Raw genomic sequence first — 24,241 nt, forward strand, 5'->3', positions numbered from 1 at the left:
GTCAGCCGGTTCCACGGCCGGGCGGGGCGGACGGTGCGGGCGGGCTGTCATGAGGACGGGCCGAGGCCGAAGTAACGGGCGTGCTCGGCGGCGATGGCGTCCCAGTCGCTTCCTTCCGGGAAGCGGATGACGTCCCACCGGGCGAGGTACAGCCGCTCCTCGGCGTCCTCATCCCGCGCCGCGTCTTCCTCGGCGTCCGCGCCGCCGAGGAAGACGGCGAGGTTGACCCCCGGCATCCGGTAGACGAAGTCCGGGCGGGCGTCGGCCTCGGGGACCGTGATCCCCGCCTCGTCGGGCAGCCGGAGGCCGCGCTCCCTGAGCCAGGTCAGGAACTCCGTCTCCACCGAGGTGAGCTGTGGGGCCGCACTGGTGGTCGCGGCGGCGGAAGCCGCCACCAGCCTTTGGTGCTGATCGGTGGTCGTTTCGCCGCGCCTCTCGCTCGTCGCCTCGGCGGACGCGAGCCGTAGCAGCAGGGCGGTGACCAAGCCGCGGTCGATCACGCCGTGGTGGAGCTGGTTGCCGTACGTCAGCAGGCACTCGTAGCAGCCTCGGGCGCAGGGCCGGTCGGGGTGCGGTCCCTTCTCGTCCCCGCCGTGCTCATCGAAGTGGCAGATGGCGAGAGCCTGCCGGGCTGCCTTGGCCAGAGCCTGCGGTTCGGCCTGGAGCCGCCGGAGGACGCCCGCGCCTCCCTCGGCGGCCTCGGTGAACAGCAGCCGGTCGCGCGGTCCGTCGGCCGGCGGCAGCAGTTCGCTGGTCAGCTCGGAGTCCTCCAGCTCGAAGGCGGTCTCGATGCCGCGCTCCAGGGCGTACATCAACGTCAGGGCGACCGGGTCCGGCAGCGGCTCGTCAAGGGTGACGACGAGGATGTTGCGGCGGTCCTCGACGAACGGGATGACCCGCTTCTTGCGGCGCTTCTCCTTGCCGTCCTCGTCGATGACAGGCATCTCACTGGAGTCGCCTGATGCGTCGGAGGCGTCCCGCTCGTTCATCCAACGCCCGTCGGTGGGGTCGAGCCAGTAGCCGGCCGGCTCGTTGTCCTTGGCGCGCAGCCTGCCGACGTTGGTGATGCGGACGGTGGCGGAGTCACCGTAGGTGAGCGTGGCGAGCGGACCGGCGGAGTCGGCGACCCGGGCATCCTGCCGCCCCCTGCGCGTGCCGTGCCGCCGGAAGCGGTACGACGTCTCCAGCCGAAATCCGGCCCGGCGGCGCTCCTCCTCGTCGGAGGAGATCCGCTCCCGGCGCTGGGTGTAGACGGTGTGCAGGTGCAGCAGGTTGTAGGTGGGCGCACCCAGCGGCTTGTCGCACATCTCGCACTTGTCCCGGCGCTGCTCGGGTTCGTCGAGGTAGCCGCAGTGGGCGCAGCGGCGGGCCTCGCTGGTGGAGATGTCGCCGGAGGAGTCGGGCGGCAGCTGGATGCGGGTGACCTGGTAGCGGGCGCCCTCGTGGTAGATGAGCGCGCCGGGGCCGAACTCGCGGATCGCGAGGAAGCGGGGCCTCTGGAGATAGTCCCCGTCGCCCTGACGGCCACCCCGGGTGGGGATGAAGGCGGCCAGCGGCAGCCGGGGGAAGGAGTAGCCGGGCAGGAAGCCCTCGGACGCGAGGTAGCGGTAGGGGTTGAAGTCGGACAGGACGGAGCGGTTGTCCGGGCTCTCGTTCTTGAGCAGGTTGAGCTGGGTCTCGGCCTGGGTGCGGCGCCGGAACGCCTGCCTCCGGTCGCCCTCGGTCAGGGTGTGGTCGAGGACCCGCTTGTTCTGCACGTACTGGTCGACGAGGGCCGCCCGGTACAGGTCGCGCCAGCGGTCGAAGGCCCGGTCGAAGTTGCGCGGCGCCTTGCGCACGGCGTCCTCGATCCACCGCTCGTCCCACCAGGTGGTCTCACCGAACTGGGGCAGCAGCGGGCCGAGGATGCGCCGGGCGGCGTCCACCGTGCGGGACTGCGCGCCGGGCTCGTGGGAGGCGGCCAGGATGTCGTCGCGGAGAGCGAGGCCAGGAGCCGGGCTCCCGGAGGTCTCGCCGTGGGCGATGTCGAGGATCTGCGGAATGGCCCGCCCCAGCGTGAGTCCGGCCTCGGCGAGCCAGATGCCCTGGAGGTGCGAGCGGACCAGGTCCTCGTTGGCCAGGTCCAGGCGTGGCGGGACGACGGCGCCGGCCACCATGCGGGCGGAGTGGCGGAAGTAGTACTGGTCGTGGCTGTTGCCGGTGGCGCAGTAGGTGGTCACGAGGGCGGGCTGGCCACTGCGCCCGGCACGGCCGCTGCGCTGGGCGTAGTTGGCCGGAGTGGGAGGGACGTTGCGCATCATGACGGCGTTGAGCGAGGAGATGTCGACGCCCAGCTCCATCGTCGGGGAGCAGTAGAGCAGCTTGAGTTCGGCCTTGCTGAAGGCTTCCTCCCGCTTCTGCCGGTCCTCGGGGTCGACCTGCGCGGTGTGCTCGCGCGCGAACAGGCCGGACAGGCCGTCGGCCGTTTCGCGGTAGAGCTGGCGGAAGAAGGCGTTGACGCGCGGGCCGTCGCCGCTGGCGTACGTACGGGTGAGGGGATCATGGGCACCGGTTTCGCCCGTGCCGGCCCGCCAGATGATGGAGGCGGCCGACACCCGGTAACCGGTGGCGGTCGTCGACGGCTTGCGGAAGCGCCCGGCCTTCTGCGGGGCCACGGGCACCTCGGTCACGAGCCCGGCGTTCCTGAGGACCTTCAGCAGATCCTCGATGACTGTCTGCAGGTCGGCAGGGTCCATGTTCCTGTCGAACCCGCGATGCGTGCGGCGCAGGTACTTTCCGTACTTGCCGCGCGCGGACAGGAACAGTCCCGCCCGGTCCATCCCGGGCTTCGAGGGCTGGGGATAGGCGGTGGCGACCTTGGGCGTGTCGCTCTTGGAGAGGACCCACGGGTCGACCAGCCTCTCCTCGCTGGCGCTCTGGAGCGAGTCGAAGTCGTCACGGAAGTACTGGACGTCGATGGCGAGAGACCGGCGCATCTCGTCGAGTAGCGCCTTCATGATCTCGGCGCGCAGGGAGGCGTCTGCCTCACGCAGGGAGGGGTGCGCCTGTTCCCAGCGGTCCTGGCGTTCGGCGACCCACTGGAGGTCGGCGTAGTCGATCTCCAGGAGTCCCGTCTGCTCCAGGTTCGGCATGGTGACACGCCAGCCGCGCTCCAGGTCGAGGTAGAGCCGGAAAGCGATCACATCCCGCAGGGTCCTCGCCGCGGCGGCGGCCAGCCGCGGGGGCAGGTCGGACTCGCCCGTGTACACGACGGGCTCCAGGGCGAGGGCGTTGGAGACCCGGGAGGTCAGCTCTTCATGCTGGATACCGTCCGTGCCCGCGGCGACGGCGGCCCGGTACAGCGCTCCGCGCAATTCGGTGACCTGGACGAAGTCGTTGAAGTGGCCGGCCTGGAGGGAGGCGTCCTGCCGGTTGTCGACGAACGTGAGGAGCTTGCGTGCCGCCTTGGGGAGCGCCGCCTCCGGCACGCTGTCCAGCGAGCGCACGACGGATGCTGAGATCAGCGAGGTCGCCGAGGAGCGGCCTTCCTGGTCCAAGGTGGCGAGCTTGGCGAAGTCCTTCCCGCGGGTCTGCTCGTAGGAGACCGAGCAGTGCAGGCAGAACAGGAACGGGGCGGGGATGAACGCCACGTGCAGTTCGCCCTTGGACTCGATTCCGTACGGATCGACGGTGACCGCCCGCGGCAGCCGGTCCCGGTAGGACTTCTTGACGACCTCCTGGCCCCTGTCGTCGATCTCCAGCCAGGACTCGGGCAGCCGCCGGTCAGCGATGGCCTCTTCCGGGGTTTGGGGCCAGGGAGGGGTGTGCAGATAGCGGTCCGTGTCGAGGTAGAGGTAGCCGTCACCGGCGCGGCCCCCGGTGGCGGAGGTGTCGCGGCGCGGCTCGTAGCGGACCTCGCCGTCCTTCTCCGTACGCCACACGGTGAGGTACTCCTGACCGCACTCACGGCAGAAGGCGAGCGGCATCAGGACGTGTCCGTCGGTGCCCGGACGGACCCGCTGGTAGTCACGGGTGGGGTGGCGGTCGGCCTTGTTCTCCAGGGTGACGTAGACGGTGTCGCCCTTGGACAGGAACTGGTGGAGCCGGAAAGCGAACAAGGGGCGTTCGGTGACAGGGTGGTACGCCTGCGAGCCCGCTTCCAGCGTGGCCCGAAGGGCGTCCGCGCACTGCTTCTCCGGCACCTCGCTCTGCGCCGCGAGTACGACGGCGGCCTCCTCGATCTTCCGGGGTTTCTGACGCACAAGCTGCCCCGTGGCCTCGTCGGTGCCGAGACCGAAGTACGTCTCGATCCAGCGCGCGAGAGGATCGGTCACGAGGTCGGCGTAGGCGCGCGGGGCGGCGGTCTCCGTGAGGCGCGCGGCGGGTACGACGGTCGGGGTCTCGCCGGTGGCGCGGACCAGGGTCTCGCCGATGATGTGCTCGGGGCTGACCTTCGTGCCGAAGAGCTTGGTCGCCATGTCGGCCACCACGTTCTTCTGCTCCTCCAGGCTGCCTTCGGTCGACATCGTCGCGGAGGTGCCGATGCACTGCACATCGTCGGCGCGGCAGGCGTCACGCACCCGGCGGATCAGCAGGGCGACGTCCGCACCCTGCCGACCCCGATAGGTGTGCAGTTCGTCGAAGACGAGGAACTGCAGTCCCTCGGCCATGGCCACGAGGCTGTCGCGGTCGTCGGGCCGGGTGAGCATCAGCTCCAGCATCACGTAGTTGGTGAGCAGGATGTCCGGGGGGTTCTTGCGGATCTTCCTGCGGGTCTCGTCGTCCTCCTGGCCCGTGTAGCGGGCGAAGGTGACCGGCTCGTTGCCGACGCCGTAACCGTTGCGCAGGTACTTCTCCAGCTCCTTGAGCTGGCTGTTGGCGAGGGCGTTCATCGGGTAGACGATGATGGCCCGCACCCTCTTGGGCGCATCGGGCCCGGCCTGCTTCCGCTCTTTGAGAACCCGGTCGACGATCGGGACCATGTAAGCGAGGGACTTGCCGGAACCGGTGCCGGTGGTCAGGACGTAGGAGACGCCGGCCGCGGCCGCGTCGATCGCCGCACGCTGGTGACGGTGCAGGGTGAGCGAGCGGCCGTCGCACACGGTGGAGTTCTCGGACTTCCCCGCCTGGAAGATCTTCGCGCACTCCTCTTGCAGGACCTTCTGCGCGGCGAGTTCCGCGACCGTTCCGGCGGAAGCGAAGAAGGGATTGAGCGACAGCCAAGGGTTGGGCCACTGCGATTTGTCATCGAGGTCCTTCTTCACGAAGTCCTTGATGCGTTCGTCCCGGATCACGGTGCCGCCCTCGGTGAACGAGCGGTAGTCCTTGATGAGTTGCTCGTGCACACCGAAGACGTCCATGCCCGAGCCGGACAAGGAACGCTTCACGGGCTCCGGTGCCGCCGGCTCGGAAGACCGCGGCTCGGTGACCGAGACGGCCTCGTCGGCCGGCCGCAGCAGCCACTTCACCGGGTCGAAGTCCTGCCAGACAGGAAGAGTGCTGCCCTCCGCCACGAAAGGAAGCAGCGCATCCCGGACGGCGACCGCGTCAGCAGGGCGGTCGGCGGGGTTCTTCGCAAGGAGACGGTCCACAAGGCGGGCCAGCGCCTCCGGCACATCAGAACGAAGCAGACGTACCGGCGTCGGCTCCTGATTGACGTGCTTGTCGCGGAAATCAAAGGCGGTGTTGCCCATGAAGGGCGGGTTCCCCAGCAGCGTCTCGTGCAGCATGCACCCAAGGGCGTACAGATCGGCGGCCTGGGTGACGAGGCTGCCCTCGAACTGTTCCGGCGCCATGTAGCGGGCCGTGCCGACGGTCACTCCCGTGCTGGTCAGCTTGGTGCCGTCGGGATCGTCGACAATCCGGCCGATACCGAAGTCGAGGACTTTGACTGCGCCACCACGGGTGAGCATCACGTTGCGGGGCTTGAGGTCCCGGTGGACCACGCCGGCAACGTGAGCGGCGGCCAGGGCGTCGGCCATCTGTGCCCCGATGGCGGCGACCCAGGGCACCGGAAGCTGCCCTTCCTCCGCCACGAGGTCGGCGAGTGGATGCCCGTCCAGGAATTCCATGACCAGGAAGGGAAGGTCGCCGTTGGTCTCGTCCACCCCGCCGTCGATCGTGCGGGGCAGGTTGGGGTGGCTCAGCAGATGCATGATGCGCACCTCGCGCGCGAACCGCTCCACCGCCTTCGGGTCGGTGCGGGTCTCCACCAGCGTGCCCGAGCGGCGGCGGCGGATGAGCTTGAGGGCGACGAAGCGGTCGGGAGAGTCCTCGGCCTCGTCCAGGTCCTCGGCGCGGTGAACCTCACCCATGTTTCCCGAGTCGACGTAGCTCAGCAGGCGGAACCGCCCGGCGACCGTCTCGGAACCTTCACTCATGCTGCTGCCTCCCCGTGCGGCCCCGCCGAGGGCACGCGTTTTCCCCATGTGGTGGGCGTGCTCATCGTGACAGACGGAGCACCCACAGAAGGAACGTACACGAAAGTCAGGAAATGAACAAGTGTCAGCCTGTTAGCATCGTCAACACATCGACTGTTCGTGCGGGCCATTTCGGCTTCACGAGCCACCCCCGTACGACCACGAGCGTTCGGCGAAACGGGCTCAGACCAGCAGAATCCCTGCCTCACACATGTGTCGCGACAGGGGAGGGAGCCGACGCAGCGGTACCAGGTCAACGGCCTCCGCGACCGGATGGCGACAGACCGCACGACCTTCGTCGCTGGCGCGCTCGCGAGGATAGATCATGACAGCCGGAACGGAGAGACGAAATGGGCGTTCCGGCCAAAGCAGTGGCGAAACTTGAGGAAAAGGTCGAGAGCGTTCGCGAGCCGCGAAAGATCGCAGAACAGCTCGACACCGAGATCGTCGCCCGCATGGAAGAGAGCGAGGGCATTGACACTGAGACCCTCGCCCTCCATGGCGACCTCGACGACCAGATCGCCGGGCACGACTACATGACCGTCGAACACTCCGTCACCTCTCCGCGACGTCTGATGGACATGGAGACAGTCAACCCTTTCCAACCTGACGGGTGGGTGGATCGGCGTCCCGGTGGCGGGCACGAAGAGAGCTCCTGGTAGACGGGTTCACGACCAAGATCACCAGTCCGCCAGGAGCTCTCGTGCTTGTCTACCCGTCTGCCACTGATCTGTCCAGCCGCACCCTGCAGCACCTCTCCAGACTTCTCGCAGGTCACCGCCGCCGCATCGGCTCCCGCTGGCGGCGCCTCACCTGCGGCCGGCAGGGCCTGCTGGTCCTGGCCCACCTGCGCTGCGGTGACACCCATGCCCGCCTCGCGGCGGGTTTCCGCGTCGGGATCGCCACGGTCTACCGGTACATACGCGAGGCCGTAGACCTCCTGGCCGCCCTCGCGCCCACGCTCGAACAGGCCATGCAGACCGTGCGGAAGAAGGCGTACGTGATCCTCGACGGCACACTCCTGCTGATCGACCGCATCGCCGCCGACCGGCCCTACTACTCCGGGAAGAAGAAGCACCACGGGATGAACGTGCAGGTCCTCGCCGATCCCGCCGGACGCCTGATCTGGGCCTCGGACGCACTGCCGGGAGCCACGCACGACCTGACCGCGGCCCGGACTCACGGCATTCCCGCCGCCCTGGCCGCGGACAACATCAAGTGCTGGGCAGACAAGGCCTATCAGGGTGCGGGCTCCGCCATCCGCGTCCCGTTCCGAGGCAAGAACCTGTGCGGCTGGCGCCGGCGTCACAACCAGGACCACACCAGGATCCGCAGCCTCGGTGAACGCGCCATGGCGATCCTCAAGTGCTGGCGGCTCCTGCGGAAGCTCCGCTGCAGCACTACCCGGATCACCGCTGTCGTCCGAGCCGTCGTCGCCCTCGAACTCGCCAGCTGATCAAGATGGAAAAGGTTCAGTTTGACGCGCATGTCGATGCCAGCCTCATCAGGCTCGGTCGCTACCTCGGATGACGGCAGATCTGCGGGAGCCGTGAGGATTTGATGAGCCTCTCGAGCGCCGGGACCCCGTCATGGTAAATAGCCGGGCCTGATGCACCGGGCATGAGTCGGCGCAGGGCACCGGTTGCGATATCGGCGAGCGTAGTTCCGATGTCGCTGCCTACGTCGATGGGCAACGTGCCGATGAGGGTGACCTCGCGGTCATCCCACTCGTCGATGTGTTCAGTGAGGAAGTCCACCGCCACCGACTGCCGACGGGCAAGCAGGAGCAGCTCGCAGGCGTGCACGGCGTCGCGGAGATCGAAACGGAGGCGGGCTGTGATGCCTGAGGGTCCGGACCCGGGCTCCTGGCAGGTGATGACAAGCTCGTCAGCGTCACGGCTCTTGGAGGTGATACTCATCTGCATGCCGCCGCGGACAAGCAGCTCCTGCGCCGCAAGTTGTTCGCGCTCGTCGTGCAGGGCGATCGACCACCATGGAAGCGGGCCCCAGGTGCCGTGTGTTGTCACGTGCTCGGGGAAAGGGGTGAAGGACCGGTACCGCTCCAGCAGATGCTGCTGGAAGGTGACAAGGCAGCCGTCCTGGAAGTGTTCGTCCCGGCTACGCTCGCGTAGCAGCTCGTACTCGATGGCGCTCATGCCCTCTACAGCCAGGGCGATGTGCTCCAACTGTTCCTGGATGATCTTTGCGGCCCGCTCAAGAACACCGCGGAACTCATCGCCGGGAGGTGCCTGATCGAGGAGACGGCCGAGAGCACGCTGCGCGGCCTGGCAGCGGACGAGATCTCCGCCGAGGCGCACCAAGTGGCGAGCCTTGAGAATGCTCCAGGTGCGGGTGGACATCCACCGATCCCAGGCGCGGTCGCCGCCACTCCGCTCGCCGAGCACCATGGCCCCCGCGTTGCCGACGCGGAAGTCCGACTCGTCTTTCAGCCTCTTCCACACGTCGGGATATGCCTCCAGTGGAGAGGACGGCAGCGCCGAGAGTGCCGCGTGGACACGCGAGTCCGTGCTGTCCCACAGCTCCCTGAGTTCACGTTCCACACGTGTACGAGGCACCGTACGACCTCGTTGGGCAGCCCAGTATTCAATGAGAAGCATGTCCGTGCTCTCCGGCCTCCAGGGGAGCAGTCCCAGGCCGTCGAGGACCACAACGGTGGTGGCCAGCCCGTCATGCTGGAACCCGAACTGGACCTTGCTGATGAGCTCGGTGAGCTCATCAGCATTGGGGCCGGGCGCAGTGAAAAAAGGGCTGGCGGCGAGCCAGCCACGGATATTCGCCGTGCCCTCACCCCGAGCGAGCCGGGCGGCGATCCGCGCCACCAGCAGGGAGCCGATGAGCCCGGGTTCGCCGAACTCGGTGCGTAGTCGGCCCTCAGCAAGCGCCGGGACATCCCTTACATGCCAGAGCAGCCCTTCTTGGATCGCGCGGAACCACTCTTCACGCAGCGTCGCGAGCGTGGGCTCCTTCCTGGGCCGCTTCCACTTGTTTCGGAACAGTGTGATGGCGTGCCCCTGGTCGCCGGCCCGTTGCAGGGGTACCGGCATGCCCTGTGATGCCAGTTCACGGCTGACGTGCTGGTAGAGGGCGTTCATGTCGAGTGGGCCCAACACGTCTGGAACGCCATCGGTAATGGCTTTCACGAGTTCACCGGTGAACGCAGTGAAGTGCGCACCCACGGGGGCCATGGCAGCCTGCGTAGCGGCTGAGGCAGTCATGACATAGGTACCCTCGATGGCGGCCTGGTCCGCGAACTCATCCGGCCCGCCCATGTATCCCTCCAGCGCGGCACCGCTGTAGCAACAGTCGAGGATCACGACCTTCCTGGGCGCTGCGCTTTCCAGCACTGCTGTGCGGAGGTAGTTGAACGCCACCGACTTGTACAGCTTCCGGTTTCGCTCGGAATGCCCCAGCGCGAGATAGAGAAAGCCATCGAGCGACCGCATACCGTGGCCGGCGAAGTACACCACCAGCGTGTCTGTCGCCTCGCTTGCTGCCTGGTGGACGGCATCGAGTACGTCCTGGCCATCGGCGGGATTACGCAGCGACACGCAATGTCCGGCGGGTAGCCCCCCAACGTCCGGTGACCTGAACAGCTCTGCCAGCCTGGCGAGGTTGTTCCGCACCGCTGGCAGGTCCGAGAAGTTCTGATAGTCGTCCGCACCGATCAGCACCACACGAGTTCCGTCGGGGTCGGGCAGCCCCATCACCGATTCCCTGCAACCGACGGTGCCGACGGACGTCCCGGACCAGTGGCCCCTGGGTCTCCGCCGTGGGTCTCGGGAGCCAACAGCAGTGCGACTCGGCGCAAGGTTTCGTCCGACGCATCGTGCACGGTCACTGTCATACCGCCGTGCTCGAAGGTCACGGCCCCGGGCGGCGAAGGTCGGGATGCTCGCCAGGCGACCACGATGTTCACCAACAAGCTCGCAGCGGCAATACCGTTGCTGACGAACATGTTGATGATCTCGCCCGCGCTCATGCGGTCAGAGACTTCGGAGGCTTGTTCCAGTTCGACCTCCACGTGACGCCGGAGGTCGCGATCCTGCCGGAGCCAGTAGTAGAGATCATGTGCCGCTGCGTCGTCGCCCTGCGCATCGACCGTGATCTGAATCTCCACGACGTCTCCCTCTATCGTCTCTGCTGCCTAGCGCTCACGGCAAGGAGCGGATATGGGGCCGTCACTCCTGCCACAGCTTTCACCCCAGAGGGAAGAATACGTCTCAACTGGCCTTCAACAGTGTGGCGTTGATTCGTACGCCACGAAGCCGTCTACGCCGCATCAGCGGCCTCGGCCGCACCGGCGATCTGAAGCAGTCGGGCCAGTTCCTTCCGCCCGCGCTTGATCAATTCGAAGGCCGCCATTGGATCCATGTCCGGCGGCAGCGGAGTATCGGTGAGGAGATCCGTAATGGTGTATCTGCCGAGCAGCCACCGCTGCAGTGCGCGCCAGTCGGCACCCCGGTCAAGCGGTAAGCCGTCCGCCCACGGCAATGCCTCGTACCGGGTGCCGTCGATGCCGTTGGCGTGGAGCAGCCCGGAGCGGCGCACGAGGCACGGGAAGCAGACCCCGCAGTTGGCGATGGGAGGGCCGCCGCTTCGGCGGGTTGGAGGCTTGCCGCAGCTCAGAGTGGACTCCAGGTCGGACGGGGTGAGCCCCGCATCACGTCCGGCCTTGCACACCTCGCCTTTCGTGAGCTGTGCCAAGGGGTTGACCACCTGCACCGCGCTCTCCGTGTCACTCACGGCCGTCACCAAGGCGTTCAGGCTGCGCAGCGTCCGCGGGTGCACGGAGCGCGTGGAACAAGCGGCCGAACGCGCCGCTGTCAGGGGCGGATTGAGGGCGAGCTGGCCATTCTCGGGGATGTGGACGGTACTCACACCGTGCGCGGTGGCGGCGCGGATCGCGCCTGTCGCATACAGCAGGCCACGTGTGCGGGAGGAGGTCTCCAGCCGTAACCTCGAGCCGTCGCCCGCCGGGGTCTGGCTCATCGGCAACAGCAGGACCGGCCCTGCTCCGCCCAGTCGTTCGACGGCCTTGTACACCCGCTGCTGGAGACGCAGCAGGCCGATCTCGCGGAACATCACGAGCAGCAGCGGTCGGGAGTCGGCGGCGCGCGCACGGGTGGCAGCCCAGCTGAGGGAATCCAGTCCGCCGGAGAACAACGCGACTTCCGCGGCACGCGGGTCGTCGGGAGAGATCATCGCCTCCTCGACGTAGTGACCGGTGAGGGGACGGAAGTCCACGTTCCAGAGGTCCCCGGTGAGGTCTTGGAGAAGCGCAGTGAGGTGGGTACGGACCGCTGCGCTTGCCCACCGCTCGTGTTCCGTGACGGGCACGGCGAGGCTGATGCGGCGGGTCCACCTGTCCCGTACTCCGGTCCGGCGTACGTACTTGTCGGCGATGAAAGCCGCCCTGGCGACGCGGAACAGGTCCTCGGCCCAGTCGGGGACGGAACCGGGCAGATAGTGCCGGCCGGTGATGCGGCGCTCCTTTTCCTGGAAGGATTCCTCGCCGATCTCCGTCCAGCGGTCGCCACGAGGTCGGTCGCTCCGAGGACCGCGCCACCACAGGAAATCGTCAGAATCGGTCACGCCGCAGCTCCCTCTTCTCCGGTGATCTCCTCGGTGATCAGGCCAAGCACCTTTCCGACCGCCCGCGGTACCAACAACTCGGCGATCTTGGGCAATGCAGCCGACGGGTCCTGCAGAGCGTCCACCACTGACTGCGCGGTATCCACACCCTGTGCAAGGTCCGTCGCTTCGGCGGACTCCTCGCAAGGATTCGGCACCAGGTCCACTACCTTCTCCGCGACCCAGTCGGCGATCCTGCCTTCCGGATCGGCCGCGATGAGCACCGGGACCGCCACCTTGACGTGCTCGGCGACAACGGACCTGAGGAACTCCCCCACCATGTCCGCGAAGAACACCTGGTAGAGATCGCACAGGATGTCCCAGGTGAAGCCGCCGCCGCCTCCGCCCATGGCATCGTCCAGCTCGGGATGTCTGCTCCGGACATCGCGGACCGCCGCGGCCATCCCCCTGCGCACCGCGGCGTCGGCGAGTGTGCCGCCGTCCCCACCGACCTCCAAGACGAGACGCGCGACGAGCGCGTCCTCCGACTCCGCCCCCTCTGTAGCCAGCGGCCCCAGGGCTCCGGCGAGCCGTTCGCCTGCCGCGCAAGCCGTGTCGTACAACCCGAAAGCCGATCGATCGGCACGGAGCGTCTCGTGCAGGGCGCTCAGGTGGTCCGCCGCGATCTCCTCTAGCCGCTGATCCGCGTTACGTGAGTCCTCCCGCCAGCGCGCCAGCCGCCTCCCAGCGGAGCTCCACCGATCGCCGTTCGGTCCCTTCCATCGCGTGGATGTCCCCACATCGCCCCCAACGATGGTGTCCCAACCAGCCACTTCGTCCATGGCATCAGACCGGACGATCCCCAGGTAGGGCGGGACTCGGCCAGGGGCCCGCGGACCGACCAGGTGCTGAAACCGCCAGGGGTATCACTTCCCGTGATGCCTACACCCAGATACGTGACCAGTCGTAGCGCTGAGTCACAGACGCCCCGCAAGTACCGGTTCGGGGCAGGTCGCGGGCTGGCAAGATTGGCCCTTGCGTCGTATGCCCTGTTGTCCGTGCTCTCTGCAGTGCGGCTCCTGACCGCGTATCAAATCAGGAAGCTCCGGCTGTCCGCTCCAGACGACACCAGTCGCCTGAAGGCCGCTTGCGATCCAGGTCCGGTCACAAGTCGTCATCCGGCACACGGGCAGTCGGCTCACGGGGTGGCCACGCCAGCATGCATTCCACGGTTGTGCACGAGAACACGGTGCAGCGAAGGGTGAAGCCATGGCCAAGCTCACGGAGGAGCAGAAGCGGCGACGAGCCGCCAAACGTGCTCTGCGCTCGGCCCTGAATGCCGAAGCGGACGACCGTCGTCGCCGCGAGCGGGATGCACGCTGGAAGCGAGAAGGTACGTGCCTCAGCTGGGCGGAGTACGTGGCCGGTGAGCCCTGTCGCGGTTGCGGACAACCCATGACGGATGAGCTGGGGAGCTGGCCACCTCTCATGAGGTTGTCCGAGGCCGAGAAGCGCGAATACGAGGAAGCCAACCAGAGGTTCCGCGAGCGGCACGCCGACTGCCGGGATGCTCGGTGGTCCGTCAGCGGTTCTCGGGTGACGCACTGCTGTTTTTGTTGCCCGCCACCGCCGATGGGGCCGAAGCAGATAGAGAAGCTCGCCAGCCTGTTCGCGTCCTGGCCTTCGCGGGAGGAGAGCAAGAAAGACCTCGATACTTGGGACCTCACTCTCCGTTGCGACCATGTGGTGCCCCACATTCAGCATCGCGAGAACAGCCGCGTTTCCACCCGCGTCATCGACTGCCCAGAGTGCGGAGAGCGTCGCGGCGTAGTGAGCAGTGAGCGAGTAGGGCCCGCGTACCGCGATGACGGGACCATCCGTGAGCGGGCGGCAGCTGATCGGGAGCGGCTCGCCCGGGAACTGGCAGCCGTCGAGGCGAAGCTGACCCGTCAGCAGAAGAACGCGGCGGCAACCCAACAACGCATCGCCGAGCTCCAGGAAGAGCTCGGCAGTGAGTCTTGATGAGACGAAGCGCAGGCAGCGATGCCAGGCCATTCCCCGCATCGATTCCGATGGGTTACTGGCCGGGAGCCCTCGTGTATCGAGGTGTCAGGACTCAGCGGTCGAATCGCGCCCCGGCCAGTGCTTCGGCGGGGCGACGGCCGGGTCCGTGATCTGGAGGCGCTTCTGCCGGGTTGGGTCGATCGACGTCAGAGAGACGAGACGCTGGCCGTCAGCTGCTTCGAGTTCGGACAGGGCGTGAGGAAGGGCCGCGCAGACGGTGGCGATCGCCGTGCCCAGGCCCACCAGGCCACCATGCTTGTTGTTCTGGCGGTACTCGATGCGATGCAGGCCCGACTGTGCGATGGCCGCCACTTCGAGTGGCCGGCTGAGCTGCTTGGTGTCGTTGGTGATGACGACCTCGAAGCCGTCGGCCTCGGCCTTGGCGTACAGCTCGATGTCCTTCGTGCCCGTCCAGCCCTTGAGGTCGTGGACGTGAACGACTTCATGGGCCTTCAGCAGGATGCGCACGATCTCGGCCATGGGGCGCGGCACGTTCTCGTCGAGCAGCAGTTTCAAGCGACGACCTGCCGGGGCTCGCTGCTGCCATAGCTGTCGACGTACTCGCTGAAGTCGGCGGCGTCCCGGGCGGCCTCGGCCGTCACGCCTGGGTAGAACTCACCGATCTGGTCCGGCGGGATGCCGTCTCTTACGAGGGCAGCGACATCTGAGGCTGGGATCCTTGTGCCTTGGATGACCGGTTCTCCGCCGCGGACCGACTCGTCGACCGCGACGTGCTCACGGGGGGTGAGTAGAGCGGGAATGCTACGGCCGTCCTTATAGAAGGGCGCGAGAACATCCACCATCTGGTGGATGACCACGTTGCCCCCCTTGATCAGGTCTACGGCGTGGTCGGGTTCAGCCAGATAGATCGTGTCCGGGCCCGCGACGAGTTTGTACGAGGAGAGGTGCTCCCACTCGCCGAGGTCTTCCCGGAGCGTGTTCAGCGCACGGCGGATCTTCTGCAACGAAGCCTCTTCGCGCAGCTGCACGCAGATGCGGAGTGCGACAACGTCGCGGAACGAGTAGAGTATCGGCCTCTCGCTGGAGATCTCGGGGACGAGCACGGCGCCTTTGGGCCCGGAGGCTCGGCGCCAGTGGGACAGCTGGCGCAGAGTCGCGCCGGAAAGAGCCGCGGCGAGTTTGGGTTCGTATGACACCGCGTGCCTCCTTCCGTCTTCCGCCCCCATCGATTCGGCCTGAACGTACCCCATTCTCCTGGAGGCCACGCGGCACAGAAACCGAAGGGCCCATTCAGGGTGAGCCGGGGACGCCGGACGCCCCCATGCCGCGCAGGCCGCTGCCACGGGAATCGCCACAGGCCGGCACACGTCCGTGGCATTTTCGGCCACCCACCGGCGGCGCCCATATGCGCCGCGTAACCTCACGGGCATGGGGGCATCAGTATCCGGTGCAGGTCAGGACGCCGACGAGGAGACGCGGCGGCGGCTGAACGCGTACACGTACCTCAGCGCGCCCGAGCGGCTGGAGCACGTCGCGATCATGCGGGTCTTCTGCGGAACGCTGCTGGCGGATCTCGCCGTCCCGGACATCATGGTGAAACTGCGCCAGGCCGGTACTTCCGCCGCAACGCTCGACGCCGACACTCTCACGGTCCGGCTGGAACAGCTGGTGGCCTGGGGAAACCTGCTGCGCAGCAGCCACACGGTGAACGCATCCAGCATCAGCGAGTACCAGCGTTCCCGCTCGCGCTACCAGCTGTCGAAACTGGGCGAACGTATCCAGCGGGACGCCGACGGGGTCCTGACCGAGGCCGACGCCGCCCGCGAGGTCAGCAACGAACTGCTGGCCCTGGTCGAGCGCGGACTACGGGAGCTGGCCGACCTCGTGACCGCGCCGGGCGGCGTCGAGCCGCAGGACGGACTGGAGCGGATCAGCACGCTGTTCGTGCAGTTCACCGAGTTCGCGGACTCCATACGCGACTTCTACGCCTACCTCGGCCAGGTGCTGTCCCGCTACGACCTGGACAGCGCCGAGTACCAGGGCTTCAAGGAGCTGCTCCTGGACTACGTCGAGGCGATCACAGAGGACGTGGCGTTCCGCGCGCCCCGGATCTCGGCCGCGTTGGACACCCTGTGGCCGCACATCCCGGCTCTGCTGGACCGGCTGGACTCCCACGCCCAGGGGCTCACCGGGCTCTCGACGCAGGCGCAGGCGCAGGGCGAAAGCCGACCGGACGTCCGGATCCAGCGCAGCCGGGGCCGCGAATTCGCGGACTGGGAGGGCCTGCGCGGCTGGTTCAGCAACACCGACGGCCAGGGCAGCCAGGTCGACCAGCTACGCGATGCCACTCTGCGCGCGTTGCAGTCGCTGCTCGCCAACGCCAAGCGGATGCTGCGGTCGGCCACCGGGGAGATGTCCCGGCGCAAGGATCTGCTGCGGCTGGCCCGGTGGTTCGACGAAGCGGCGCCGCGGGACGCGCACGACATAGCCGTCGCCGCCTTCGGGCTGTACGGCGCCCGCCATCTGGGCATACCTCCGGCCACCGACGAGGTGGTGCCCGCCTACACAAGCTGGTGGACCGGTCCGGTGGTCGAGGTACCGGTGGCCCTGCGTGAAAGAGGCAGCCGCGCCCAGCGGGGCCGGGCCTCCGCGGTGGAGGACCACTCCGCGCAGAAGCAGCTGCTGAGGGAGGCCGCACGGCAGCGGGCAGCGGCCAGAGCAGCGGCGGCGGACGAACTGCGCAGCGCGTCCGGCCGGTTCGCCGAGGTACGCCTCACGTCAGCGGCGCTCGGCCTGCTCTTGGAGCTACTGGCCACAGCGCTCGGAAACGCACAGCTCAGCAGGCCCGTCAGCACGGACGGGGAGAGGACGGCGGTGTTCGACCTCAACTCGGCCAGCAGTGAAGACGCCGAACTGCGTATCCGTCTCACCGTGCGCCGGACGGCGGGCACGCGAACGGTGCTGTACTCGGCCGACGGCGACCTGCTGCTGGACGACCTGGAGCTGGACATCGGTCGCACCTCCGCCACGGTCGGCGGCGAAGCGGAGGCGAGCGTGTCATGACCCTCCCCTCGACTCACGACGTAGCCCTGGCAACTGAGCGCCGCACCGCCGCCCGGCTGCTGCTCGCCCACCCGCTGATCGCATCGGACGGCCCCCACGCCGACCTCTTCCCGCTGATCCGTAGGCACGCCGACTGGCTGGGCAAACGGTTCCAGCAGGTGCTCGGCTACCGCCTGCTGGTCGACAGCTCCTACGCCCGCCTGTTCAAGGCGGGGCTGGGGACGGGTTCGGGTCATCGGCTGGAGCGCTCCACCGGCACCCCGTTCACCCCACACACGTACGCCTGCCTCGCGCTCGCCCTGTCCGTGCTGGTGACCGCGCCCGAGCAGATGCTCCTGTCACACCTGGTCGCCGATATCAGGGCTGCCGCAGCCGACGCCGGAATCGAGCTGGAGGAAACGGGCCGGGCGGCCGGGAAGCGGACCCTGGTCGCGGCTCTGCGCCAGCTCGTCGACTGGGGCGTGCTCATCGAGACCGAGGGCCATGTGGCCGTACTTGCGCAGGAGGCGGGCGGAGAAGCCCTGATCACGATAGACCGGGAGCTGGCACGCGTGGTCGTCGCCGGCCCGCTCTCCCAGGCACGGGACGGCGCCGACCTGGTCCGGTGGGCAGCGGACCCGAGCTTCGGCGGACCACGCACCTACGTGCGCCGGATGCTCGTCGAGACACCCGTCGTCCACCTCGACGAGCTGACGGACGCCGAGCGTGACTGGCTGCGCACCCGGCAGCGCCGGGAGGCCCAGGCTTTCTCCGAACTTCTTGGTCTGGAGATGGAGATCCGTGCCGAGGGCGTGGCGCTGATGGACCCCGAGGAAGAACTCACGGATCTGCACCTGCCGGGCACGGGGACCGTCGCACAGGCCGCGCTGCTGCTGGCGGAACGGCTCGTGGAACGCCTTCGGCCGCAGGAACCGGGGCATCCGGCGACCGGCGGGACACTCATCATCGGGGTGGCCGTCCCGGACGGCCTCGTGGACGAGGTGCTCGCCGAGCTCATCACCGAGTACGGGCAGCGCAGCAACTGGCAACGCGGCTACCTGGAAGACCTTCCCTCCCTGCGAGAGGCCGTACTGGACCTGCTGGTCCGCATGCGGCTGATGGCCCGCGCGGGCCGGCTGCGCGCCGAGGGCAAAGGACTGCCGGAGGGGTACGTCGAAGAGGCGTCGGAAGGACGCACGGTGACCGATGTCCATGACGCACGGCCCGGCGGCGACGGCTGGGTGCTGCTGGCAGCAGCGGCTCGCTACGCCACCCAAGTCATGGTGCGCCCGGCCACCGCAGCCGGCAAAGGCACTGACGTTCAAGAGGAGTTGCCGCTATGACCACCGACGCGCGTGGCCTCGTTCCGCTGCCGCGTTCCGGCCCCGCGACGACCACCGGCGCGCGCTTCCGACTGCACCGGGCGGGCATCCAGAACGTCTGGCAGTACGACGAGCAGGAGTTCTCCTTCGGCGACGGGCGGCTGCTGCTGCGTGGCAAGAACGGCGCGGGCAAGTCCAAGGCCCTGGAGATGCTGCTTCCGTATCTTCTGGACGGCGACTCCCGGGCACTGGACGCGACCGGCACCGGCCGCACCACACTTCCCTGGCTGATGCTGGACGGGTTCGAGCAGACCAACCGTCTCGGGTATCTGTGGGTGGAGTTCCGGGGCACGGCCGACGACGGCGGTCACAACCATCTGACGCTCGGTGCCGCCATCCGCGCCTCGAAGTCGACGCAGAAGGCGCTGCCGACATTCTTCGTCACCCCTCTGCGGATCGGTGAGGACCTGCACCTGGTCGAGGCCGGTAAGCCGCTGCCGGTCGACCGGCTCAAGGAGATCGTCGGCTCCGACAACACGACCGACCGTGCGGTCCAGCACCGCTCACGCGTGGCCCGGGAACTGTTCGGCATCACCGACGCGACGCGCTACCGCAATCTCACCCAGCTCCTCCACCGGCTGCGGCGCCCGACGGTCGGCGACCGGATCGAACACGGGGGCCTGGTCTCCCTGCTGAGCGAGACCCTGCCGGGGCTCGACGAGGACGTGGTCGAGAAGGTGGCGCGCAACCTCCACGACCTCGACGCCGTACGGGAGGAACTCGGCCGCCTGGAACGCACCGACGCGGCCTTGCGTACGTTCCTCACCAGTTACCGCGGCTACCTGGCCGGGGTCCTGCGCACCTCCGCCAAGAGAGTGAGCCACGAGCTGGGCATCCTCGCTCAGCGGCGCCGGGCGGCCGGAGACGCCGCACAGCGGACGAGCGACCTGAGGACGCAGGAGGAGGAGTCGGAGGGCCGACTGGAGACCCTGCGCGAGAAGGAACAGGCAGCCAGGACCGACCTGGCCGCCCTGCACGCCAGTCACGCTTACCGCAGCCTGCGCGAACTGTCAGAGCGCCGCGGCACGGTGGAGGCGCTACACACCGCCGCCGTTGCCGCGTTCACCACCCTGCGCAACGCCCACGACGCGGAGGAGGGCTCGGCGGAGCGGCTGGCCGAAGGCGTCGACCACCTCGGAAGCCGGCTGGCCGAGCTGGGAACCGAACACCGGGAGTTGCTGACCCAGGCGGAGAAGGCCGGGCTTCCCACCGGCCATCTCGGCGAGGCGGTGGCTCTGCCGCGCACGGTTCTCGCCCAGGCCACCGAGACCGAGCTGACGACTCCGGACGGGGAGACGCGCACCGTACGGCACCGGTCGGTGGCCCGAGTGGACACGGTCACGGCGCAGGAAGGGCTGCGGTCCTGGCAGAACCAGTTGGAAAACGCCGAGTCGGTCGCGAGAAACCGGGCCCGGATGGTTCAGGAGGTGACCCACCTCATCTCACGGGCGGACGAGGCCCGGGCCGGGGCAGCCCAGGCTGATGCCGAGCGAGAACGGCTGGAAGGCGAGGCAGAAGACGCCGCCGGCCATCTCGACGGCAGCCGTGAGAAGGTCGCTGAGGAGAGCGGCGCCTACTCCCGTCAAGTCGCTGAGTGGGCGGCACGCACGCGGAATGCACTGGGTGCCGACTGCCCGCCGCTTGACGCCGTCCGCGCCGTCGTCGGCCTCGAGACTTCTACCGATGCGCCGTTCGCGGACCGCACGCTGCCGCCCGATATCGACAGTCAGGCGTGGCTGACCGCTCAGGCCGCGTTGGAGCCGTACGGCGAGAAACTCACCGAACGCCGGGACGCCCTGGTACTCGGCGTCAGCCGACTCGGCGAGGAACTCGACCGCCTGGCGGAGCAGAAGCGGGACTGGGAGCAACGTACCGACCCCGAGCCACCGGCCCCGCACCATCGCGCCGCCGCGAGGACGCCGGGCAGTGGAGCCCCTTTCTACCGGCTCGTGGACTTCGCGGACGACCTGGCTCCGGCCGACCGAGCCGGTCTGGAAGGGGCGCTGGAGGCGAGCGGAATCCTGGATGCGTGGGTGAGTGCGGACGGCGTCCTTCTCAATCCACTCACCCAGGACACGCTTCTCCAGCCGGGTCCCGTGCTGTCCGACGGGCCGACTCTCGCCTCGGCCCTGCGCCCAGCCCCTGAACCGGATTGCGGCGTCACCTCCGAGCAGGTGGGGAGTCTCCTGGCCACCATCGCACTCACATCGGCACAGGAGACCTCCGCGCACAACGCGGTTTTCTACGACGGCAGTTGGCGTCTGGGCGTACTCAGCGGTCGTCATGACAAGGGCGCCACCGAGTATGTGGGGGCCGCCGTACGCGCCGAGACTCGGCGACGCATCCTCGCCGAGCTGGAGGAGCGGATCACGCATACGGAACAACGGCTGGCAGATGTCCGCGAGGAACTCGCCGTAGCCGATGCCATGCGTCGGGCTCTCACGCTCGCGGAACGGGACTTCCCCAGGGCACGGAATCTCGCGGACGCGTGGAGCAGGACTGAATCAGCCGAGCGGACCCTGCGCGATCTGACCGCCAAGGCGGCCCGGGCGGCGCGGCTGGCCGAGGAGACACGCGCTCTCGCAGTATCGGCGCGGACCGAGGCTGATGCCACCGCGACCGCCCACGACCTGCCCGGCGACCCCACCTCCCTGGACCGTGTGCGCACCGCGCTGGCTGGTCTGCTCAGCGGTATCGGACATTTGCGCAGGGCCGTCAGCGGCACGGGCGAGCGGCACGGTACGAACCAGGCCGATGCCGACCGGTACGGACGCGCCCGCGTGGATCGCCTGGCCGCGGAAGAGAGCTACCGGGTCCACCTCACCGGCCTGCGCACCGCCGAGCAGGACCTGCGCACCCGCGAGGAGGCCATCGGGTCGTCCGAGGAGGAAATCCTCTCCCGCGAGCAGGAGACCAAGCAGCGCATCGCGAACGCCGTCCAAGCGCTCCCCACGGCACAACGAGCTCGCGACGATTTCCACGACCTGCGCGTCCGCGCGGAAGAGGACGAAAAGCGCCTGCGCGGGAGCCTGGTGGATCAGGAGACCGCGGTTATCAACGTCGGCAGCGCTCTTCGCGGCGCTCTCAACCGACCCGAGGTGGTGCGCGGCGCCGGGCTTGACCGGGCTTCGCTGCCCGAGTACATGTCGGACGATCCCGGCGCGGACGTGCGCAGCCGTCTGCGAGCACTGCGTGCCCTCGCCGACGCCGTGGAACATGCCCTCGGCCGCCCGAAGGGCGAGGTGTCGGACAGCACCCTGCTCAACCGCCACACCGATCTGCGTGACCAACTGGCCGGCGGATTCGACGCGCAGCTGGAGGAGCGAGACGGGATCAAGGTGTGCCGTCTGGTCGACGATCATGGGTCCCATGACGTCGCGGCCGTGGGCGAGCGGATCGCAGTCCAGGCGGCGGAGGCCCGGGGACGGCTCACCGAGCGCGAACGCGAGGTCTTCCAGCGGTTCCTGACCGGCGAGCTCGGCGACCACCTCTCGGCGCAGGTCATCACCGCGGCGAACCTGGTCGCCGCTCTCAACGACACCCTGCGGACCGTGCGCACCTCCCACGGCCTCGGTGTCGAGCTGCTGTGGAAGCTGGACGAGGACGTGGACGCGGATGTGCGCGCGGCCGTCGAGCTGCTGCGCAGTCCGTCGAGCCTCAGGACGCGCGACCAGACCGAGCAGCTGCGCGAGGTGCTGCAACGCCGAATCGAGGACGCCCGCCGTGCCGACCCGTCAGCCGGTTACGCCGCCCATCTGCGGACCGCGCTGGACTACCGCGACTGGTTCCGCTTCCACACCTTTGTGGTCGAGGACGCGGCTCCGGGCCGCCGTAGGAAACTGACCGGCCGGACCGGTCTCAGCCAGGGCGAACAACGGGTCCTCTCCTACCTCGTGCTCTTCGCCGCGGCAGCCGCCCACTTCACCAGCCTCGCCGAGTCGGCACCGCATGCGCCACGCCTGATTCTCCTGGACGACGCCTTCGCCAAGGTCGACGAACCCACCCATGGCCGGCTGGGCCGTATCCTCGTCGACCTCGATCTCGACTTCGTCCTCACCAGCGAGCGGCTCATGGGCAACTGGCCCGAGGTTCCGTCCCTGCACATATACGAGTGCCTCCGTGATCCCCACGTACGCGGGGTGGCCACCCTTCACTACACCTGGAACGGCCGGCACCGGCGTCTGGTGTCCGTATGAGCGGGCTGCCCGCCGCGACGCGCGACTGGCTGACGGGACCTGGACTCACCCGGCTCTGGCAGGGGGCACGCAAACGCCTGGAGAGCAACGGCGTACAGGCCACGGGTTCGCTCCGACTGACCGCGATGAACGCCCAGGAACGCAACGACCTGTCTCTCCTGCTGGGCAAACCCCTCACAGGTGCCGCCGTGACCATACGGCTCGACGTGCTCGACGCACGGCTGCGCGCCTCGGCCGCCGGACTCGGCCTCAGACAGACCCTGGAGGAACTCGGCCCGCCACTCACCGACCGCCGTGCCGCCCGCGCAGACGTGGCGGCACGGCGGGACCAGGTGTGGTCGTCTCTTGCTTCGTCACTGGACGCCTCCCCACTCGCCGACCAGGAATGGCCCCGGCAGTGGTACGACCTGCTGCGCCGTTCCGGTGTCCCGAGAGGTGTGACGCCCGAAGCGGCGATATGGACACTCCAGCAGGCGGTCCAAGTCCTCACCGCTCTCCTCGGACTCGATGGACCTGAACGCAACGGCACACGCGGTCGAGGAGAACTCGCCGCCATGACGACCGGCTCCGCGCACGGCCTGGACGACGGCACCTGGCTCGCACGCCTCGTCCAACGCGGGGTCGCCCTCGCCCACGGCACCGAGTTCCCCGACGACTCGGCCGGTCGACGCGCTCTGTGGCGGCTGGTGTCCGTCACGCCGGACGAGGTCTCCAGCACGGTGCTGACGTACGGACTGCGACCCGACGGCGAGGGCTGGCGGGAGCGTGCTCTGCGGGAGCGAGCCGACCATCACGCCGAAGTGCACGTCACACCACGCGACCTGCATGGCCTCCGGCTGCAGCTCCCCGCCGGAACGCTCATCCACATCTGTGAGAACCCGCGCGTGGTGGAAGCCGCGGCGGACGCGGCCTGCGTCCAGCCCCTGGTGTGCACCTCCGGCAGCGCGGCCACCGTGGTCTTCACTCTTCTCGACGCCCTCGCCGCCACGGGTTGCCGCTTCGCGTACCACGGCGACTTCGACTGGCCGGGGATCGCTCTGGCCAACCGGGTCATCCGCCGCTACGAAGCCCGGCCGTGGCGCATGGGCACCGCGGATTACGAGCATCTGGCCGCTCGCAATCAGGCCGAGGGCATCCCTCAACTGGCACTCGACGGCCAGCTGGTCGACGCGGACTGGGACTCGGATCTCGCCCCTGCCATGACCGCCCTCGGCGTCGCGCTCCATGAGGAGGCCACTCTCGACCTCTTGGTGGCCGACCTGTCACGCCAGGCATAGAGACATCGGCACTATGCCGGGTCCCGGGAGCCGACCTGTTCCGAAGGCCCCCGGCCTGGGCGGGTTTCCGACTCGGACACCGCCCCGGAGTCGGAAGCGGCAGCAGAGTCAGCGCCATGCCGTCCCCCGGAGCCCTGTGACGGCGGCGTACCTCCACCCTGGCGCCAGGCCGAGTAGAGAACGGCCGCGGCGGAGGTGCTCGCGATGACCTGATCGGAAGGCAGATTCAAGGCGATCAGAGCTGCTGGCGTGCCGACGATGATGGCGAAGGCGCAGATATCGGCCGTGCGCTGACGCATCGACGTCCTTTCTCACGTAGCGATTTGCGG

Annotated in this window: 14 protein-coding genes; 7 read left to right on the forward strand and 7 right to left on the reverse strand. The window is 68.4% G+C overall.

From position 1 onward, the window contains the following. Window positions 1-47: 47 nt before the first annotated feature. Window positions 48-6,359 (reverse strand): protein kinase, encoded by a 6,312-nt coding sequence (locus tag ACFW48_RS23845; protein ID WP_386317656.1) that lies wholly within the window; start codon window positions 6,357-6,359, stop codon window positions 48-50. 389 nt (window positions 6,360-6,748) lie between these two features. Between ACFW48_RS23845 and ACFW48_RS23850 the strand changes: the two genes are divergently transcribed. Together ACFW48_RS23850 and ACFW48_RS23855 are read left to right on the forward strand one after the other, a co-directional pair. Further along, window positions 6,749-7,060, forward strand: coding sequence for a hypothetical protein (locus ACFW48_RS23850; RefSeq protein ID WP_386317658.1), 312 nt, complete (start codon window positions 6,749-6,751; stop codon window positions 7,058-7,060). A 41-nt stretch (window positions 7,061-7,101) separates the two neighbouring features. Then, window positions 7,102-7,854, forward strand: a complete 753-nt coding sequence (locus ACFW48_RS23855) for a transposase family protein (RefSeq protein ID WP_386317660.1) — start codon at window positions 7,102-7,104, stop codon at window positions 7,852-7,854. 61 nt (window positions 7,855-7,915) lie between these two features. Here ACFW48_RS23855 and ACFW48_RS23860 read toward each other — a convergent pair whose 3' ends face one another. From ACFW48_RS23860 to ACFW48_RS23875, 4 genes are all read right to left on the reverse strand, one after another. Then, window positions 7,916-10,123 (reverse strand): caspase domain-containing protein, encoded by a 2,208-nt coding sequence (locus tag ACFW48_RS23860; RefSeq protein WP_386317662.1) that lies wholly within the window; start codon window positions 10,121-10,123, stop codon window positions 7,916-7,918. Next, window positions 10,123-10,536, reverse strand: a complete 414-nt coding sequence (locus ACFW48_RS23865) for a hypothetical protein (RefSeq protein ID WP_328312088.1) — start codon at window positions 10,534-10,536, stop codon at window positions 10,123-10,125. The genes ACFW48_RS23860 and ACFW48_RS23865 overlap by 1 nt, the downstream gene beginning before the upstream one ends. Window positions 10,537-10,688: 152 nt before the next feature. Continuing rightward, window positions 10,689-12,011: a 7-cyano-7-deazaguanine synthase gene (locus ACFW48_RS23870; RefSeq protein WP_386317664.1), complete on the reverse strand. Its 1,323-nt coding sequence runs from the start codon at window positions 12,009-12,011 to the stop codon at window positions 10,689-10,691. Next, the gene (locus tag ACFW48_RS23875) at window positions 12,008-12,832 is read right to left on the reverse strand and encodes a hypothetical protein (RefSeq protein ID WP_386317666.1); all 825 of its coding nucleotides are present in this window, start codon (window positions 12,830-12,832) and stop codon (window positions 12,008-12,010) included. Before ACFW48_RS23875 ends, ACFW48_RS23870 begins: the two co-directional genes overlap by 4 nt. Window positions 12,833-13,259: 427 nt before the next feature. On the opposite strand from ACFW48_RS23875, the gene ACFW48_RS23880 reads away from it, so the two are divergent. Then, window positions 13,260-14,012, forward strand: coding sequence for a hypothetical protein (locus tag ACFW48_RS23880; RefSeq protein WP_386317668.1), 753 nt, complete (start codon window positions 13,260-13,262; stop codon window positions 14,010-14,012). A gap of 87 nt (window positions 14,013-14,099) precedes the next feature. Here ACFW48_RS23880 and ACFW48_RS23885 read toward each other — a convergent pair whose 3' ends face one another. Next, a complete protein-coding gene (locus tag ACFW48_RS23885; RefSeq protein WP_386317670.1) occupies window positions 14,100-14,570 on the reverse strand; it encodes a DUF5615 family PIN-like protein in 471 nt (156 codons plus the stop codon). Continuing rightward, window positions 14,567-15,211, reverse strand: a complete 645-nt coding sequence (locus ACFW48_RS23890; protein WP_097251353.1) for a DUF433 domain-containing protein — start codon at window positions 15,209-15,211, stop codon at window positions 14,567-14,569. The genes ACFW48_RS23885 and ACFW48_RS23890 overlap by 4 nt, the downstream gene beginning before the upstream one ends. Before the next feature lie 232 nt (window positions 15,212-15,443). Between ACFW48_RS23890 and ACFW48_RS23895 the strand changes: the two genes are divergently transcribed. From ACFW48_RS23895 to ACFW48_RS23910, 4 genes are read left to right on the forward strand one after another with little or no spacing between them, the layout of a single operon-like run. Beyond that, the gene (locus tag ACFW48_RS23895) at window positions 15,444-17,078 is read left to right on the forward strand and encodes a TIGR02677 family protein (protein WP_386317672.1); all 1,635 of its coding nucleotides are present in this window, start codon (window positions 15,444-15,446) and stop codon (window positions 17,076-17,078) included. Next, window positions 17,075-18,400 (forward strand): TIGR02678 family protein, encoded by a 1,326-nt coding sequence (locus tag ACFW48_RS23900; RefSeq protein WP_386317674.1) that lies wholly within the window; start codon window positions 17,075-17,077, stop codon window positions 18,398-18,400. Before ACFW48_RS23895 ends, ACFW48_RS23900 begins: the two co-directional genes overlap by 4 nt. Beyond that, window positions 18,397-22,635 (forward strand): TIGR02680 family protein, encoded by a 4,239-nt coding sequence (locus ACFW48_RS23905; RefSeq protein WP_386317676.1) that lies wholly within the window; start codon window positions 18,397-18,399, stop codon window positions 22,633-22,635. Before ACFW48_RS23900 ends, ACFW48_RS23905 begins: the two co-directional genes overlap by 4 nt. Further along, window positions 22,632-23,912 carry a TIGR02679 family protein gene (locus ACFW48_RS23910; RefSeq protein WP_386317677.1) on the forward strand — a complete coding sequence of 427 codons (1,281 nt, stop codon included), beginning with the start codon at window positions 22,632-22,634 and terminating at the stop codon, window positions 23,910-23,912. The genes ACFW48_RS23905 and ACFW48_RS23910 overlap by 4 nt, the downstream gene beginning before the upstream one ends. Window positions 23,913-24,241 lie beyond the last annotated feature (329 nt).

The organism is Streptomyces sp. NPDC058812 (assembly GCF_042744565.1).
GTDB classification, from domain to species: Bacteria; Actinomycetota; Actinomycetes; order Streptomycetales; family Streptomycetaceae; genus Streptomyces; species Streptomyces thinghirensis.

What these genes read in the sequence shown, in the direction of transcription:
- ACFW48_RS23860 (WP_386317662.1), bottom strand. Translation starts at nt 10,123, where the DNA reads ATGGGGCTGCCCGACCCCGACGGAACTCGTGTGGTGCTGATCGGTGCG.
- ACFW48_RS23900 (WP_386317674.1), top strand. Translation starts at nt 17,075, where the DNA reads ATGACCCTCCCCTCGACTCACGACGTAGCCCTGGCAACTGAGCGCCGC.
- ACFW48_RS23910 (WP_386317677.1), top strand. Translation starts at nt 22,632, where the DNA reads ATGAGCGGGCTGCCCGCCGCGACGCGCGACTGGCTGACGGGACCTGGA.
- ACFW48_RS23880 (WP_386317668.1), top strand. Translation starts at nt 13,260, where the DNA reads ATGGCCAAGCTCACGGAGGAGCAGAAGCGGCGACGAGCCGCCAAACGT.
- ACFW48_RS23845 (WP_386317656.1), bottom strand. Translation starts at nt 6,359, where the DNA reads ATGAGTGAAGGTTCCGAGACGGTCGCCGGGCGGTTCCGCCTGCTGAGC.
- ACFW48_RS23905 (WP_386317676.1), top strand. Translation starts at nt 18,397, where the DNA reads ATGACCACCGACGCGCGTGGCCTCGTTCCGCTGCCGCGTTCCGGCCCC.
- ACFW48_RS23875 (WP_386317666.1), bottom strand. Translation starts at nt 12,832, where the DNA reads ATGGACGAAGTGGCTGGTTGGGACACCATCGTTGGGGGCGATGTGGGG.
- ACFW48_RS23850 (WP_386317658.1), top strand. Translation starts at nt 6,749, where the DNA reads ATGGGCGTTCCGGCCAAAGCAGTGGCGAAACTTGAGGAAAAGGTCGAG.
- ACFW48_RS23895 (WP_386317672.1), top strand. Translation starts at nt 15,444, where the DNA reads ATGGGGGCATCAGTATCCGGTGCAGGTCAGGACGCCGACGAGGAGACG.